The organism is Streptomyces sp. NBC_01214, assembly GCF_026340975.1.
Taxonomy (GTDB): domain Bacteria; phylum Actinomycetota; class Actinomycetes; order Streptomycetales; family Streptomycetaceae; genus Streptomyces.
The window spans coordinates 241140-255907 of the sequence record NZ_JAPEOS010000002.1 but is presented as its reverse complement, the minus strand read 5'-3'; the positions used below and the strand labels follow the sequence as shown (position 1 = coordinate 255907).

Below are 14768 nucleotides of genomic sequence, written 5' to 3'. Positions count from 1 at the left end.
GCCCGGGCAGCGCGAGCGACGACGACGAGAGCCCCGTGATCGAACTCCGCGGGGTCGGCCTCACCTACCCCGGGCCGCCGCCCGTCGAGGCCCTGCACCCCTGCGACCTGATCGTCCGGCGCGGCGACTTCATCACCGTCGTCGGCCCCTCCGGCTCCGGAAAGTCCACCTTCCTCAACATCGCCGGACTGCTCGATTCCCCCACCAGCGGCCGGTACCTGCTCGACGGGATCGATACCGCCGCGCTCCCCGACCGGGAGCGCACCGCCCTGCGCGGGCGCCGGATCGGCTTCGTCTTCCAGTCCTTCCACCTCCTCCCCCACCGGTCCGCCCTGGAGAACGTCACCCTGGCCATGCTCTACACCGGAATCCCGCGCGCCGGGCGCCTCGTACGGGCCCGCGAGGCCCTCGACCAGGTCGGTCTCGGGCACCGGGCCGGCGCCGTGCCCGGCCGGCTGTCGGGCGGCGAACGCCAGCGGGTGGCGATCGCCCGCGCCCTGGTCGGGCGTCCCTCGCTGCTGCTGTGCGACGAACCGACCGGCAATCTCGACTCCGTGAACGCCGCGTCCGTCCTCGGGCTGCTGGACGAACTGCACGGAGCCGGGATGACCGTCCTCGTCATCACGCACGACCCCGAGGTGGCCCGGCGCGGCGCCCGGACCGTCACCATCCGCGACGGGCGGCTGGATCCTTGAGCGCCGTCGCACCCACCCGGCTGTCCGTGCGCGACGCCCTCGCCGAGGCCGTCGCCGGGATGCTGCGCCGCCCCGGCCGGGCCGTGCTCACTGCCCTCGGCACCGTCCTTGGCGTGGGCAGCTTCGTGGCCGTGCTCGGCCTCACGGCCACCATCTCCTCGCAGATCGACTCCAGGTTCAACGTCCTGACCGCCACCGAGGTCAGCATCGAGGACGTCGCCGCCCAGCAGGACGAGTTCGCCGGGACCGCCTTCCCCGTCGACGCCGAGCAGCGGCTGCGCGCCGTCGCGGGCATCGAGCACGCCGGAGTGCTGTGGACGGTGCGGCTCGACTCGCACACCGCGGTCGGCCCCCTGCCGTCCGGCGCCGGCGACCCGACCACCGGCGCGGCCGTCGTCGCGGCCTCCCCCGGCGCCGTTGCCGCCCTCGTACCGACCCTCCAGCAGGGCCGGCTCTACGACGACTTCGCCGAGCGCGGCCACGAGCGCGTCGTCGTCATCGGCAGCGGACTCGCCGCCCGCCTGGGCATCACCACCCTGGCCACCCGGCCCGCCCTCTACATCGGCCAGGAGCCCTTCACCGTGGCGGGCATCGTCGCGGACCTCCGGCGCCGGCCCGAGCACCTGATGTCGGTCCTCGTCCCGCGCACCACCGCCGAGCAGCTCTGGGGGCCGCCCGCGCCCGGCGGCGCAACCATGCTGATCTCCACCGAACTCGGCGCCGCCCGCCAGGTCGCCGGCCTCGCCCCGCTCGCGCTGCGGCCCGACCACCCCGAGTACCTCAAGGCCGTCCCGCCGCCCGATCCGCGGATGCTGCGCTCCGGCGTCACCGCCGACCTGAGCGCGCTCTTCCTGCTGCTCGCCGGGATCTGCCTGGTCATCGGCGCGGTCGGGATCGCCAACACCACCCTGGTCGCCGTACTGGAGCGGACCGGCGAGATCGGGCTGCGCCGGGCGCTCGGCGCCCGGGGGCGGCACGTCTCGGCCCAGTTCCTCACCGAGTCGGCGGCCCTGGGGGCCCTCGGCGGGCTGGTCGGGACCTCGCTGGGCGAGCTGACCGTGGTCGCCGTCGCCCTCGTCCGGGACTGGACCCCGGTGATCCATCCGGCCACCGTCGCCGCGGCCCCGCTCGCCGGTCTGGTCACCGGGCTGCTGGCCGGGCTCTATCCCGCCTGGCGGGCGGCCCGTGTCGAACCGGCCGAGGCCCTGCGAAGATAGGGGAAGAGCGCGCCTGACCGTCTGGGCCGCCCCGACCCGCGCCTGGAGCTGGTGGCCCCGTGAACCCGAAGCCGTACGCGTCCCACGGCGCCGGCGACCCCACCGCGGTCCCGGCCGCGCTCGGGCTCGGCCTGCTCGCGGTGGGCGGCTGGCTGCTGACCACCGCCCGCCCCTGGCACAAGCCCGGCCACCCGCTCACGCTGGGCCTCGGCTGGGCCGCCTCGGGGGCGCTGCTGGTGTGCGGGCTGGTCCTGCTGGCCAGGTGCGTCCGTACCGTCCACGGCCGCCCGGAGCCGGACGCGGACGTGCCCGCGCCCACCGAAGCGGGCACGGGTACGGACACCGGTACGGACGGCTGACCGGTCGGATCAGGCCTTCGGGGCCACCTTCGAGAGGCCGTTGATGATGCGGTCCATCGCGTCGCCGCCCGTCGGGTCGGTCAGGTTGGCGAGCATCTTCAGGGTGAAGCGCATCAGGACCGGGTGGGTGAGACCGCGCTGGGCGGCGATCTGCATGACCTTCGGGTTGCCGATCAGCTTCACGAAGGCGCGGCCCAGGGTGTAGTAGCCGCCGTAGGTCTCCTTGAGCACCTTCGGGTAGTTGTGCAGCGCCAGTTCGCGCTGGGCCGGAGTGGCCCGGGCCTGGGCCTGCACGATGACGTCGGCCGCGATCTGGCCCGACTCCATGGCGTACGCGATGCCTTCGCCGTTGAACGGGTTGACGAGCCCGCCCGCGTCGCCGACCAGCAGCAGGCCCTTGGTGTAGTGCGGCTGCCGGTTGAAGGCCATCGGCAGGGCCGCGCCGCGGATCGGCCGCGTCATGTTCTCGGGGGTGTAGCCCCAGTCCTCCGGCATGGAGGCGCACCAGGCCTTGAGGACCTCGCGCCAGTCCAGCTCCTTGAAGGCGGAGGAGGAGTTGAGGATGCCGAGGCCGACGTTGGAGGTGCCGTCGCCCATGCCGAAGATCCAGCCGTAGCCGGGCAGCAGCCGGTCCTGCGCGCCGCGCCGGTCCCACAGCTCCAGCCAGGACTCCAGGTAGTCGTCGTCGTGCCGCGGCGAGGTGAAGTACGTCCGCACGGCCACGCCCATCGGGCGGTCCTCGCGCCGGTGCAGGCCCATCGCCAGGGACAGCCGGGAGGAGTTGCCGTCGGCCGCGACGACCAGCGGGGCATGGAAGGTGACCGGGGTCTTCTCCTCGCCCAGCTTCGCGTGCACGCCCGTGATGTGACCGGTGCGCGCGTCGCGCACCGGCTCGCCGACGGTGCAGCGCTCGTACAGTCGGGCGCCGGCCTTCTGCGCCTGGCGGGCCAGGGTCTCGTCGAAGTCGTCACGCTTTCGGACGAGTCCGTAGTCCGGATAGGAGGCGAGTTCCGGCCAGTCCAGCTGGAGCCGCTGGCCGCCGCCGATGATCCGCAGACCCTTGTTCCGCAGCCAGCCGGCCTCTTCGGAGATGTCGATGCCCATCGCCACCAGCTGCTTGGTGGCGCGCGGGGTCAGGCCGTCGCCGCAGACCTTCTCGCGCGGGAACGCCGTCTTCTCCAGCAGCAGGACGTCCAATCCGGCCTTGGCGAGGTAGTAGGCGGTGGTCGAGCCGGCGGGCCCGGCCCCGACGACGATCACGTCCGCGGAGTGTTCGGAGAGGAGCTCGGTCACTGCGGAATCTCCCGAAGGCTCGATATAGGGTGCCAGGCGGCACCGGACATGTGCAGTCTATGCAGCAAGAAAGATCGCGATCCGAAGGGTGCCTCCGATGACCACCTCGCCGACCCGGCCGCTTCCCGTCGTACAGCTCCGCGTGCCCACCGACGAGGACGCGCACGCCTGGCACGCGGCCTTCGCCGACCCCGACGTCATGGAGTTCCTGGGCGGTCCCGCGGAACTGTCCGCGTACGAGGAGATCACCGCGCGCCAGCGCATGCACGACGCCCAGCTGGGCTACTGCCTGTGGACCCTGGTGGACGCGCAGGGTGCGGTGATCGGCTTCACCGGCGCCCAGCCGTGGCCCCGGGAGAAGGGGTGGGGCCCCGTCGGCGAGATCGAGATCGGCTGGCGGCTGGATCGCTCCGCGTGGGGCCAGGGGTACGCGTACGCCGCTGCGCTGGCCACGCTGGAACGGGTCCGGGCGGCCGGTGTCCCGCACGTGGTGGCGATGATCGACGCCCGGAACGCGCGTTCGGTGGCGGTGGCGGAGCGTCTGGGCATGACCCTGGCCCAGGAGTTCACCACACCGGCCGGGAACCCGGCCCGGCGCTACGAGCTGGCGCTGCGGCGCGAGTGACCGGGCTCCGCCCGCCCCCGGGGCTCCGCCCCCGGCAGCGGCGCCGCACGGGCCCGCGTCAGAAGACCGAGAGGCCCGTCAGGGTCGTGAAGCGGTCGAGGGCGGCCACGCCCGCCACCGAGTTGCCCCGGGCGTCCAGGCCCGGGCTCCACACCGCGAGGGTGCACTGGCCCGGGACGACGGCGACGATGCCGCCGCCCACCCCGCTCTTGCCGGGCAGCCCGACGCGGTAGGCGAACTCGCCCGCCGCGTCGTACGTCCCGCAGGTCAGCATCACCGCGTTGATCTGCTTGGCCTCGCTGCGCGTCAGCAGCCGCGTGCCGTCCGCGCGCAGCCCGTGCCGGGCCAGGAAGCGCCCGGCGCGGGCCAGGTCGGCGCAGCTCATCTCGATGGAGCACTGCCAGAAGTAGTGCTCCAGCAGCGCGGGCACCGGGTTGTCGATGTTCCCGTACGAGGCCATGAAGTGGGCGACGGCCGCGTTGCGGTCGCCGTGCTCCTGCTCGGAGGCCGCGACGTCGGCGTCGAACCCTATGTCCGGGTTCTGGCTCTCCTGCCGCAAGAACTCCAGCAGCTCGCTGCTCGCGTCGCCCGTCAGGGTCTGGAGCCGGTCGGTGACCACGAGGGCGCCCGCGTTGATGAACGGATTGCGCGGGATGCCGTTTTCGTACTCCAGCTGGACGAGCGAGTTGAACGGGTTGCCGGAGGGCTCCCGGCCGACCCGCTCCCACAGGCTGTCGCCGCCCTCCGCCAGGGCCAGGGCGAGCGCGAAGACCTTGGTGATGGACTGGGCGGAGAAGGGGACCCGCCAGTCGCCCACCCCGCAGACGTTGCCGTCGAGGTCGGCGATGGCCATCCCGAACTGCCGCCGGTCCACGGCGGCGAGCGCCGGGATGTACTCGGCCGGAGTGCCGCTGCCGATCAGCGGGGCGATGTCGGCGGCGATCCGCTCCAGCAGGGGCCCGTAGTCCGCGGGCGCGACGTCTGGCACGGCGGTCAGTCCTTGATGCCCCGGTGCAGCGCGACGATGCCGCCGCTGAGGTTGCGCCAGGCGACCTTGGACCAGCCGGCCTTCTGCAGCAGGGTGGCCAGCGCCGGCTGGTCGGGCCATGCGCGGATGGACTCGGCGAGGTACACGTACGGGTCGGGGTCGGACACCACCGTGCGGGCCACCGGCGGCAGCGCCCGCATCAGGTACTCCGTGTAGACCGTGCGGAACGGCGCCCAGGTGGGCTGCGAGAACTCGCAGATGACGACCTGCCCACCGGGCTTCGTCACCCGGTACAGCTCGCGCAGGGCGGCGTCGGTGTCCTGGACGTTGCGCAGCCCGAAGGAGATCGTGACGGTGTCGAAGGCGTCGTCCTTGAACGGCAGCTTCGTCGCGTCACCGGCGGTCAGCGGCAGCCAGGAGTGCCTCTTCTTGCCCTCCATGAGCATGCCCAGGGAGAAGTCGCAGGGGACGACGTACGCGCCGGTGGCGGCGAAGGGCAGCGAGGAGGTGGCGGTTCCGGCGGCCAGGTCGAGGACCACGTGCCCGGGGCGCGCACCGACCGCCTTGGCGACCTCCTTGCGCCACAGCCGGGCCTGGCCCAGCGAGATGACGTCGTTGGTGAGGTCGTATTTCGCCGCGATGCCGTCGAACATGGAGGCGACTTCGTGCGGCTGCTTGTCCAGGGAAGCCCTTGTCACTGGCGTTCGCCCCTCGGTGTGCGATGCGGATCGGCGGGTACGCGCCCCATCCTCTCAGGCCCCGCCCCCCGCGGGCCGCGCGGGCTCCGCCACCCCCGGCCCCCCTTCCCACCGGACGGGTGTCGGAAACTGTTCCGAAGGACAGTTACGCCGCGCCCCGGCGGACACGTTGACTGACACGGTGCGGCCCGGTGAGGGTCACCCACCGGATCGGTGACCGAATCGTGGCCGATCCGGTAGTGGCCGCCGCGAACAGGAAGCTTCACGATGCCGCCAGGCCATTCCACCGGTCGCTCCAGCCGCACCAGCCCGCGCGCCCAGCGCCGGGCCGAGCGGCGCAAGCGGCTGCGGCGCACGATCGTCCTCGGCTCGGCGGCACTGGCCGTGGTCTCGGCCACCGCGTACACCCTGCTGCCCCAGGACGACGACGCGAAGGCCGCCGCGGGCCGGACCGCGGCCAAGCCGGACCCGACGGCCGGGGAATCCGACGACGGTTCCGCGAACGCGCTCCCCCAGGGCGGCCAGAAGTCCCCCTCCCCCGAGCCGCCCGCCTCACCCGCGGCGTCTCCCCCGGCCTCGCCCACGCCGTCGACCGGCTCCGCGACCCCCACCCAGCCGGGCGCCTTCAAGGCCTCCACCACCGCGGGCAAGGCGCAGGGCAAGGGGCCCGCGCGCCGCTGGCGGATGGAGGTCGAGGAGGGCAGCGGGATCGACCCGGAGTCGGCCGCCCGCTCGGTCGAGGCGATCCTCGGGGACCGGCGCGGCTGGACCCAGGACCCGAAGTACGGCTTCCAGCTCGTCGCGGCGGGTCAGCCGGTCGATTTCACCATCAAGATCGCCACGCCCAAAACCACGGACCTCCTGTGCGACGTGAAGACGCCCGAGCTCATCGGCGAGACCAACTGCAGCACGGGGCACACCGTCGTGGTCAACCTCAAGCGCTGGCAGGAGGGTTCGCCGCAGTTCGACGGCACGCCCGAGGAGTACCGGGCACTGATCATCAACCACGAGGTCGGACACGACCTCGGCCGCGGTCACGAGAGCTGCCCGGGCCCCGGAAAGCCCGCCCCCGCGATGATGCAGCAGATCAAGGGGCTCCTCGGCTGCAAGTCCAACGCCTGGCCGTACGACGCGAAGGGAACCTACCTGTCCGGTCCGTCCGTCTCATAGGACGAGGGGCGGTCACAGGACGGGCGCCCGGGGGCGAGGAGAAAACGTGCGCGTCGTCAGCTTCAGCGTCCCGGCGTGGTTCCCCTCGTACGAGGAGCCGGGCGCGGAGGAACGGACGCCGCACGAGGAGGCACCGGGCTGCGCCGCGCCGGGCGGCTCCGTACCGGAGGGGGACCGGCCCGCCGACGCCCAGCTGACCGATCAGGAGTCGGCGGTGTTCCTGTGCCTGGCCACCGGCGCCTCCAACCGGGAACTCGCCGTCGAACTCCAACTCTCCGTCAGCACGGTCAAGTTCCACGTGGTCAACATACGTGCCAAGCTGGGCGGCATCAGCCGCCTACAGGCCTGCCTGCTGGCCGCCCTCGCCCGGGAGGACACCCGGCGCGCCGAGGACACCCGGTGCGCCGAGGACACCCGGTGCGCCGAGGACACCGTCCGTGGCAGACGGAGCGGGCTCAGCGACGACGGTGGAGCAGCCGTCCCCCGATGACCGTGGCCACGCACGTGGTCGCACCCTGCTCCAACAACTCGGCCTCGTCCGCCACCGCGAAGACGGCGAAGCGCGCCGGAACCCCCGCCTCCAGGATCCCGTGGAAGGCCTCCGCCGCAGCGCCCCGGCCGGCGAAGGGATCCAGCGCGGGCAGCCCCTCGTAGGCGGCGGGCGGCAGGATCGTGAGCCCGGACCGGGACACCGCCGTGCGCACCGCCGGGATCGTGAAGCGGCCGCAGACCGCCACCACCCCGCGGGCCAGCAGCCGCTGCGTGCCGCGCCGGGCGCTGTGGCCCCACCGCGGCTCGGTCATCTTGAGCGCCTCCAGCGCGGCCGCCCCCCGGATCGGGTCGGCGCCGAGCTCGGTGACCTCGTACGGGTCGTCCGGGTAGTACGTGCGCTCCAGCAGCTCGTCCGCCCCGCGCACCACCAGCCCCGGGGTGATCACCCCGGGCCACCGGCGGGTCCGGGCGTGCGGGTGGGCCGCGGCGACCTCCTCGTACGACCCCGCGCGGGCGATCCGGTCGCCGTCGACGAGGACCGCACCGCCCGGCAGCGGCGCGGAACCCGGCCCGGTGACCAGGAGTTCGGCGGTGTGCAGCGTCAGCATCGGTCGGCGGGCGTCGTCAGTTCGTGGAGATGAGCTTCAGCTCGGGGTGCGCCGTTCCGCCTTCGATGGCGGTGGAGGAGATGTGCGAGACCACGCGCTCGTCGACCGGGTCGTTCGCCGGGTCGTCGTGCACGAGCAGGTGCTCGTAGGTCGTCGCGCGCTGCGCCGGGGTGCGGCCCGCCTTGCGGATCAGGTCGATGATCTCCTGGCGGTTGGAGCGGTGCTTGGCACCGGCCGAGGAGACGACGTTCTCCTCCAGCATGATCGAGCCGAGGTCGTCGGCGCCGTAGTGCAGCGAGAGCTGGCCCGCCTCCTTGCCGACGGTCAGCCAGGAGCCCTGGATGTGGGCGATGTTGTCGAGGAAGAGGCGCGCGATCGCGATCATGCGCAGGTACTCGAAGATCGTCGCCTGGGTGCGGCCCTTGAGGCGGTTGTTCTCGGGCTGGTAGGTGTACGGGATGAAGGCGCGGAAGCCGCCCGTACGGTCCTGCGTGTCCCGGATCATCGCGATGTGCTCGATGCGCTCGGCGTTGGTCTCGCCCGTGCCCATCAGCATGGTGGAGGTGGACTCCACGCCCAGCTTGTGGGCGATCTCCATGATCTCCAGCCAGCGCTCGCCGGACTCCTTGAGCGGCGCGATCGCCGTGCGCGGCCGCTCCGGCAGCAGCTCGGCGCCGGCGCCCGCGAAGGAGTCGAGGCCGGCCGCGTGGATGCGCTGGATGGCCTCTTCCGCCGAGACGCCCGAGATGCGGGCCATGTGCTCGACCTCGGACGCACCGAGGGAGTGGATGACCAGCTGCGGGAACGCCTGCTTGATGGCGGAGAAGTGGTGCTCGTAGTACTCGACGCCGTAGTCCGGGTGGTGCCCGCCCTGGAACATGATCTGGGTGCCGCCGAGCTCGACGGTCTCCGCGCAGCGGCGCAGGATGTCGTCGAGGTCGCGGGACCAGCCCTTCTTCGCGTCCTTGGGGGCCGCGTAGAAGGCGCAGAACTTGCAGGCCGTGACGCACACGTTGGTGTAGTTGATGTTCCGCTCGATGATGTACGTCGCGATGTGCTCGGTACCGGCGTAGCGGCGGCGGCGCACGGCGTCGGCCGCCTGGCCCAGCGCGTGCAGCGGCGCGTGGCGGTAGAGGTCGAGCGCCTCTTCCTTGGTGATCCGGCCCCCCGCGGCGGCGCGGTCGAGGACAGACTGGAGAACGGCCTGGTCGGTCACCGGTGAGTCACCTTTCGGCGGTGTGTCTGTGTCAAGGTCCGGACCGATCCAGCCTACGCCAGGGGGTGGCGACGGGATTCAGGGGCTTCGCGTGAGGTCGCCTTCGGGGTTTCCGGCCGGGGCATCGCCCGACTTGTAGTGCAGCGTCCCGTTCTCGTTGAGGGTGAAGCGCTCCTCGGCGGAGCCGTTGGAGCACACGCCGGGCGCCGGGTTGGGTCCGGCGGAGGTGTCCAGGACGAGGGAGCGGTCGGTTGCCGAGGCGAGCCTCCAGTCGCCGCTGCAGTCGGTGCCGAAGAGCGGGAGGATCGACTTGTCCCGGCCGACGACCTCACCGACCTTGCCGGCCTTGATGGTGATCTCGAACTCGGTGGTCAGCCGCGCGCGGGCGGTGGTGACGGTGCCCTTCCACGTGCCGATGAGCTCCTTGGGGACGTCGGTACGGGTCCCGGACGGCGGTGCGGAGCTCGCGCCGGTGGCCGCGGCCGAGGGCGCCGAGGCGCCCGGGGCGGGCGAGGAGGCGGAGGGCCGCCCGCCGGAGTCGGCCAGGTCCCGCTGGTCGCCGCCCTGGCCCGGAAGCAGGTCCAGGAAGTAGATCCCGCCGGACAGCACCGCGAGGACGGCCGCCGCGGCCAGTACGACGGTGCAGCTGAACCGGCGCCCCGCGGCGCTGACGGTGACCTGCCGCCCGTCAGAGGGGGTCCGCTGCCCGGGCAGCCCGCCACCGGCGGTCGGCGAGCCGTACGGACCGGCCGTCGGGCCGGAGCCACCGGTGGGCGCGCCCCCGTACGGACCGACCGTGGGGCCGGAGCCGCCGGTGGGCGGGCCCCCGTACGGGCCGGCCGTCCCGGGCTGAGCGCCGGGCGGGGCGTACGGGCCGGCGCCGCCGCCGTACGAGGGGTCCGGCGCCCCGAAGCCTGCGCCGGCGGGGGCGTAGTACCCGGCGGTGAAGGGGACCGGGCCCGACGCGGCCTCCGGTGCGGCCGCGACCCCGGCTCCGGCCGGGGCAGGCCCGCCTCCCGCACCGTCCTCGGAGGAATCGGCGTCCAGGTCCAGCAGGGCCACGGCGGCCCGGCTGGCCTCCTCGACCAGCGGCCCGGGCAGCCAACCGGGGGCGCCCAGCGCCCCGTCGAGGGCCGCCGCGACCGCCTCGGGAGTCGGCCGCTCCGCAGCCGACTTGGCCAGGCAGGCCTCGATCAGCCCGCGCAGTTCCCCGGCCGGGATCGCGCCCAGCTCGGGCGGCTCGTGGACCACCTTGTAGAGGAGGGTGGCCGAGTTGTCCCCGGTGAACGGCGGCCGCCCGGTCGCCGCGAAGGCCAGGACCGCGCCGAGCGAGAACACGTCGGCAGCCCCGGTGATCCCCTTCCCCAGGATCTGCTCGGGCGACATGTAGCCGGGCGAGCCGATGGAGACCCCGGTGGAAGTCAGCGAGGCGGTACCGTCCGTGGCCCGCGCGATCCCGAAGTCGATGAGCCGCGGCCCGTCGAGGGTGAGCATCACGTTCGACGGCTTCACGTCCCGGTGTACGAGGCCCAGGCCGTGCACGGCCACCAGGGCGCGGGCCAGCCCCGCGCCGATGGCCCGTACCGAGACCTCGGGAAGCGGGCCGTGCGCGGCCAGCGCACGGTCCAGTGAGGGCCCCGCCACGTATCCGGTGGCCACCCACGGCACCGGGGCCCCGGGGTCCGCGTCCAGCACCGGCGCGGTCCACTCGCCGCCCACCCGGCGGGCCGCCTCCACCTCGCGGCGGAACCGGGCCCGGAACTCCTCGTCGGTGGCGAAGTGCGGGTGCACGATCTTGACGGCGACGGTCCGGCCGCCCGCGCTGCGCCCCAGGTAGACCCGGCCCATGCCACCCGCGCCGAGCCGGCCGAGCAGCCGGTAGGCGCCGATGGTCCGCGGCTCACCGGCTTCGAGCGGCTGCATCGCGTCCCCCAATTCCCCGTGATCCCGGGCGCCTTGTGCCACCCGGCCGAGCAGCAGCCTAGGCGGTGCCGGGGCGGGCGGGGGAAGGAGCGCAGTCACCCCTTTGCATTTCCACCCCGGGGCGAGGAATGCGAAAAGGGCGAGAATTCCCGGTAAACCTCACATTCGCCCGTCCACCCTTTGGACTACCGCGGGGTAAACCCGGTCAGCACTCCTGGACCACCGTGCTCAGCAGCTCCACGTCGACATCCGCGGGATACCCGGTCGTCGATCCCGTGCGGCGCGCGAATTCACGTACGCCGGCCAACTGTTCGGGACCGAAGCGGAAGTCGAGCGTCGTGAAGTACCGCTCCAGCAGCTCCGCGTCGAAGGCCTCCCAGCGGGCCGCCTGCTCGGCCACCTTGGTGACCTCTTCCAGGGAGACGTCCCGGGAGGAGAGGAAGGCCTCGTGGACCTCCCGCACGACGGCGGGCTCGCGGGCGAGGTAGTCCTTGCGGGCGGCCCAGACGGCGAAGACGAACGGCAGCCCGGTCCACTCCTTCCACATGTGGCCGAGGTCGTGCACGGTCAGCCCGAGCCGGGGCGCGTCGTGCAGCGAGGCGCGCAGGGCGGCGTCCCCAATCAGTACGGCCGCGTCCGCCTCCTGCATCATCACGCTCAGGTCGGGCGGGCAGGTGTAGTAGTCGGGGCGTACCCCGTACTGCTCGGAAAGCAGCAGCTGGGCGAGGCGTACGGACGTACGAGAGGTGGAGCCGAGCGCGACGCGGGCTCCGTCGAGCTGCTCCAGGGGGACCTGCGAGACGATCACGCAGGACATCACCGGACCGTCGCAGCCGACGGCGATGTCGGGGAAGGCGACGAGCTGGTCGGCGTTGCGGAGGAACTCCACAAGGGTGATCGGGGCGATGTCCAGGTCCCCCTGGACGAGGCGCTCACTGAGCTTCTCGGGGGAGTCCTTGGTCAGCTCCAGGTCCAGCAGAGTGCCGGTTCTGGCCAGCCCCCAGTAGAGGGGCAGGCAGTTCAGGAACTGAATGTGGCCGACACGGGGCCGGCTGCGATAGACGTCCACATCGCGAGACTAGCGGCCGGGTCTACGTCAGCCTTGCGGCGGGTCTCAAACGTCCGGGTGACGTGATCTTTCCCTCTGGTCTCGGCCGCAGGGTGCGTGCTAGGCTCGACGCAAGTTGCAGTTTGGTTTCCCTTGCAGTACGAGGCCTGCGGAGAATGTGACCCGCAGGCTTTTGTAGTTTTCAGACTTCTTAGCAGGTTCTGGAGCAGGGCGACCCTTTGGCCCATAGGAGGGCTCATGGCTACCGGAACCGTGAAGTGGTTCAACGCTGAAAAGGGCTTCGGCTTCATCGCCCAGGACGGCGGCGGCCCGGATGTCTTCGTCCACTACTCCGCGATCAACGCCTCTGGCTTCCGCTCCCTCGAGGAGAACCAGACGGTGAACTTCGACGTCACGCAGGGTCCGAAGGGCCCGCAGGCGGAGAACGTCACCCCGGCCTAGTCGCCTGGGCCAACTCTCGCGGGTTGGAAAAGTAGTACCCAAGGAGCCCTGTCCCCTCTGCGCGAGCAGATCCGGCAGGGCTCCTGCCTTTGCGCCCCGGCCGTCCAGCGGCCAGGTGGGGCGACGCAGTGGCCCCCGGCACCGTGCGAACGGTGCCGGGGGCCACTGGCGTACGGCCTCAGGGGCGGGCCGGCTCCTTCGCGGGAACCGCGGCCGGGTTCGGGGTCGTGGCCGGGGTCGTGGCCGGAGCCGGGGTCGTGGCCGGAGCCGTGATCTTGAGCTCCAGGACCAGGGTCACCTTCTCCTTGGTGGTCAGGCGCACGAAGTAGGTGCCCGGGGCCACGTCCGTGGTGAACAGCTCCGGCAGGACGATCTTGCCGTCGGCACCCGACTTGGCCAGCAGCCGGCCGAGGACCGGCTTCCCGGCCTCGTCCTTGAAGAACGGGCCCTTCGCGGTCTGCGGGTCCACCGGGACCCACTTGCCGTCCGCGTCCTTCACGACCAGGTCGGCGACGGCCTCCGTGCCCGCGACGGCCTTCCCGCCGGCGGTGGCGAAGACCTCCACGCCGGTGAAGCTCTTGCCGGCGACGGCCTCCCGCTGCTTCGCGTCACCCGCAGGGGCCAGCTTGTCCGCGACCGTCACCGTGACCTTGCCCTCGAACTGCACGGTGATCCTGCCCTGCGGGTCGTAGGCCGAGGCCCGCAGCGTGAAGGTGCCGGCCTTGGGGCCCGCCTTGAGCCCGGGCGCGGCGACGATGCCGTCGGCGCCGGCCTTGACCACCAGGGAGTCCGCCGTCCCGAACCGGGTGCCGCCGGTGGTGTCCCCCTCGACCGCGAAGACCACCTCCTGGTTGACGGCGGGCTTGCCGTCGCTGAGGAGCACCTTGACCCGCGGGACCTCCGCGAAGGCCGCACCGGCCTCGGCCGTGAGCCCGGGGCCGCCGAGGACCGTCAGCTCCGCCAGGCGCGGGGTGGCCGGCTTCGGCTGCTCCGGCGTGGGGGTCGGCGTCGGGGTCGGCGTGGGAGTCGGGGTCGGCTTGGGGGTGGGGGTCTGCGTCGGCGTGGGCGTCGGCGTCACCGGGTTCGACGGCGTGACCGGCACGCGCGGGGTGGGCAGGGTGCCCGGCGGCTGCGTCGGGTAGTCCCCGACGGGCGGGTTCGGCACCTCGCCGGCGCCACCGGCCTGGTACTGGCGCATGTAGCCGAGCACGGTGTTCACGTACTCGCGGGAGTTGTTGTAGCTGAGGATCGCCTGGTCGAGCTTGGCCGCGTTGGACAGGTCGCGGTCGCCCGCGCACAGGTAGAGACCCGCGCCCAGTGCCGCGTCGTAGATGTTGTTCGGGTCGCGCTTGGAGTCGCCGTTGCCGTCGGCGCCCCAGGTGCGCCAGGTGGACGGGATGAACTGCATCGGGCCGACTGCCCGGTCGTACGCCGCGTCCGCGTCCCACTCGCCCTTGTCCGTGTCCCGGATCTCGGCGAAGCCGTTGCCGTCGAGCCGGGGGCCGCGGATGGGCTTCTCGGTGTAACCGTCCGCCTTCAGCCCGTAGCCCGAGGCGTGGACGGACTCCACCCGGCCGATGCCCGCGAGCAGCTCCCAGGGCAGCTTGCAGCCGGGGAGCGCGGCGGCCACCGACACCTGGGAACGGTGGTAGGCGTCGAGGGCGGTCGCGGGTATCCCGCTGGCCGCCTCCGGAGCACCCACCCCGGTGGGCGGCGGGTCGGCGATGATGTCGGGCAGGTCCAGCCGGGCGTCACCGCGGTCGGCGGCCTGCGGACTGTCCGGAGTGGGCTCGGACTCCCCCGCATCGGCGGTCGAAGGACTGGTCACGACCGCGGCGGTGGTCAGGCTGGCCGCGAGCGCGGCCGTGCACAGGACCTTGCGCGAGGTGTTGACGAGGTGGCGGTGAAGCGGCTTCACGGTGCGGCGATCCCCCCAAGGAGCCGTCGAACGTACATGGCTGGTCGAGCCGTGAA

General features: G+C 72.7%; 15 protein-coding genes. 7 read left to right on the top strand and 8 right to left on the bottom strand.

Annotated features, from left to right (window positions below):
* Positions 1–35 precede the first annotated feature (35 nt).
* Genes OG594_RS25960 through OG594_RS25950 form a run of 3 tightly spaced genes read left to right on the top strand, consistent with a single transcriptional unit; the run spans position 36 to position 2271 of the window.
* Positions 36–695 carry an ABC transporter ATP-binding protein gene (locus OG594_RS25960; protein WP_266603721.1) on the top strand — a complete coding sequence of 220 codons (660 nt, stop codon included), beginning with the start codon at positions 36–38 and terminating at the stop codon, positions 693–695.
* Positions 692–1912, top strand: a complete 1221-nt coding sequence (locus OG594_RS25955) for an ABC transporter permease (RefSeq protein ID WP_266603719.1) — start codon at positions 692–694, stop codon at positions 1910–1912. The genes OG594_RS25960 and OG594_RS25955 overlap by 4 nt, the downstream gene beginning before the upstream one ends.
* Positions 1913–1971: 59 nt before the next feature.
* A complete protein-coding gene (locus OG594_RS25950) occupies positions 1972–2271 on the top strand; it encodes a hypothetical protein (RefSeq protein ID WP_266603717.1) in 300 nt (99 codons plus the stop codon).
* A gap of 9 nt (positions 2272–2280) precedes the next feature.
* Here OG594_RS25950 and OG594_RS25945 read toward each other — a convergent pair whose 3' ends face one another.
* Entirely contained in the window at positions 2281–3564 is a 1284-nt protein-coding gene (locus tag OG594_RS25945) for a geranylgeranyl reductase family protein (protein WP_266603715.1), read from the bottom strand.
* Between the two features lie 97 nt (positions 3565–3661).
* On the opposite strand from OG594_RS25945, the gene OG594_RS25940 reads away from it, so the two are divergent.
* Positions 3662–4189, top strand: a complete 528-nt coding sequence (locus tag OG594_RS25940; RefSeq protein WP_266603713.1) for a GNAT family N-acetyltransferase — start codon at positions 3662–3664, stop codon at positions 4187–4189.
* A 58-nt stretch (positions 4190–4247) separates the two neighbouring features.
* On the opposite strand, the gene OG594_RS25935 is transcribed toward OG594_RS25940, so the two are convergent.
* A complete protein-coding gene (locus tag OG594_RS25935) occupies positions 4248–5177 on the bottom strand; it encodes a glutaminase (RefSeq protein ID WP_266603711.1) in 930 nt (309 codons plus the stop codon).
* A 5-nt stretch (positions 5178–5182) separates the two neighbouring features.
* Positions 5183–5875 carry a demethylmenaquinone methyltransferase gene (locus OG594_RS25930; protein WP_266603709.1) on the bottom strand — a complete coding sequence of 231 codons (693 nt, stop codon included), beginning with the start codon at positions 5873–5875 and terminating at the stop codon, positions 5183–5185.
* Between the two features lie 267 nt (positions 5876–6142).
* Here OG594_RS25930 and OG594_RS25925 point away from each other — a divergent pair, with 267 nt between their 5' ends.
* Positions 6143–7045 (top strand): DUF3152 domain-containing protein, encoded by a 903-nt coding sequence (locus tag OG594_RS25925; RefSeq protein ID WP_266603707.1) that lies wholly within the window; start codon positions 6143–6145, stop codon positions 7043–7045.
* Positions 7046–7091: 46 nt separating this feature from the next.
* A complete protein-coding gene (locus OG594_RS25920; protein WP_266603705.1) occupies positions 7092–7535 on the top strand; it encodes a helix-turn-helix transcriptional regulator in 444 nt (147 codons plus the stop codon).
* On the opposite strand, the gene OG594_RS25915 is transcribed toward OG594_RS25920, so the two are convergent.
* The 4 genes from OG594_RS25915 to OG594_RS25900 all read right to left on the bottom strand — a co-directional run bounded on the left by OG594_RS25915 (position 7501) and on the right by OG594_RS25900 (position 12353).
* Complete coding sequence (locus OG594_RS25915; RefSeq protein ID WP_266603703.1) at positions 7501–8145, bottom strand: hypothetical protein; 645 nt, start codon at positions 8143–8145, stop codon at positions 7501–7503. The two genes, OG594_RS25920 and OG594_RS25915, sit on opposite strands and share 35 nt — an antisense overlap.
* A 16-nt stretch (positions 8146–8161) precedes the next feature.
* Positions 8162–9361, bottom strand: a complete 1200-nt coding sequence (gene mqnC / locus OG594_RS25910; protein WP_266603701.1) for a cyclic dehypoxanthinyl futalosine synthase — start codon at positions 9359–9361, stop codon at positions 8162–8164.
* Positions 9362–9439: 78 nt separating this feature from the next.
* Positions 9440–11284 (bottom strand): serine/threonine-protein kinase, encoded by a 1845-nt coding sequence (locus OG594_RS25905; protein ID WP_266603699.1) that lies wholly within the window; start codon positions 11282–11284, stop codon positions 9440–9442.
* Between the two features lie 205 nt (positions 11285–11489).
* On the bottom strand, positions 11490–12353 hold the full coding sequence (locus OG594_RS25900; RefSeq protein ID WP_030012117.1) for a menaquinone biosynthetic enzyme MqnA/MqnD family protein: 864 nt from the start codon (positions 12351–12353) through the stop codon (positions 11490–11492).
* A gap of 237 nt (positions 12354–12590) precedes the next feature.
* Between OG594_RS25900 and OG594_RS25895 the strand changes: the two genes are divergently transcribed.
* A complete protein-coding gene (locus OG594_RS25895; RefSeq protein WP_030012116.1) occupies positions 12591–12794 on the top strand; it encodes a cold-shock protein in 204 nt (67 codons plus the stop codon).
* A 178-nt stretch (positions 12795–12972) separates the two neighbouring features.
* On the opposite strand, the gene OG594_RS25890 is transcribed toward OG594_RS25895, so the two are convergent.
* Positions 12973–14712, bottom strand: coding sequence for a lytic transglycosylase domain-containing protein (locus tag OG594_RS25890; protein ID WP_266603697.1), 1740 nt, complete (start codon positions 14710–14712; stop codon positions 12973–12975).
* Positions 14713–14768: the final 56 nt, after the last annotated feature.

What these genes read in the sequence shown, in the direction of transcription:
- OG594_RS25925 (WP_266603707.1), top strand. Translation starts at nt 6,143, where the DNA reads ATGCCGCCAGGCCATTCCACCGGTCGCTCCAGCCGCACCAGCCCGCGC.
- OG594_RS25905 (WP_266603699.1), bottom strand. Translation starts at nt 11,284, where the DNA reads ATGCAGCCGCTCGAAGCCGGTGAGCCGCGGACCATCGGCGCCTACCGG.
- OG594_RS25895 (WP_030012116.1), top strand. Translation starts at nt 12,591, where the DNA reads ATGGCTACCGGAACCGTGAAGTGGTTCAACGCTGAAAAGGGCTTCGGC.
- OG594_RS25940 (WP_266603713.1), top strand. Translation starts at nt 3,662, where the DNA reads ATGACCACCTCGCCGACCCGGCCGCTTCCCGTCGTACAGCTCCGCGTG.
- OG594_RS25915 (WP_266603703.1), bottom strand. Translation starts at nt 8,145, where the DNA reads ATGCTGACGCTGCACACCGCCGAACTCCTGGTCACCGGGCCGGGTTCC.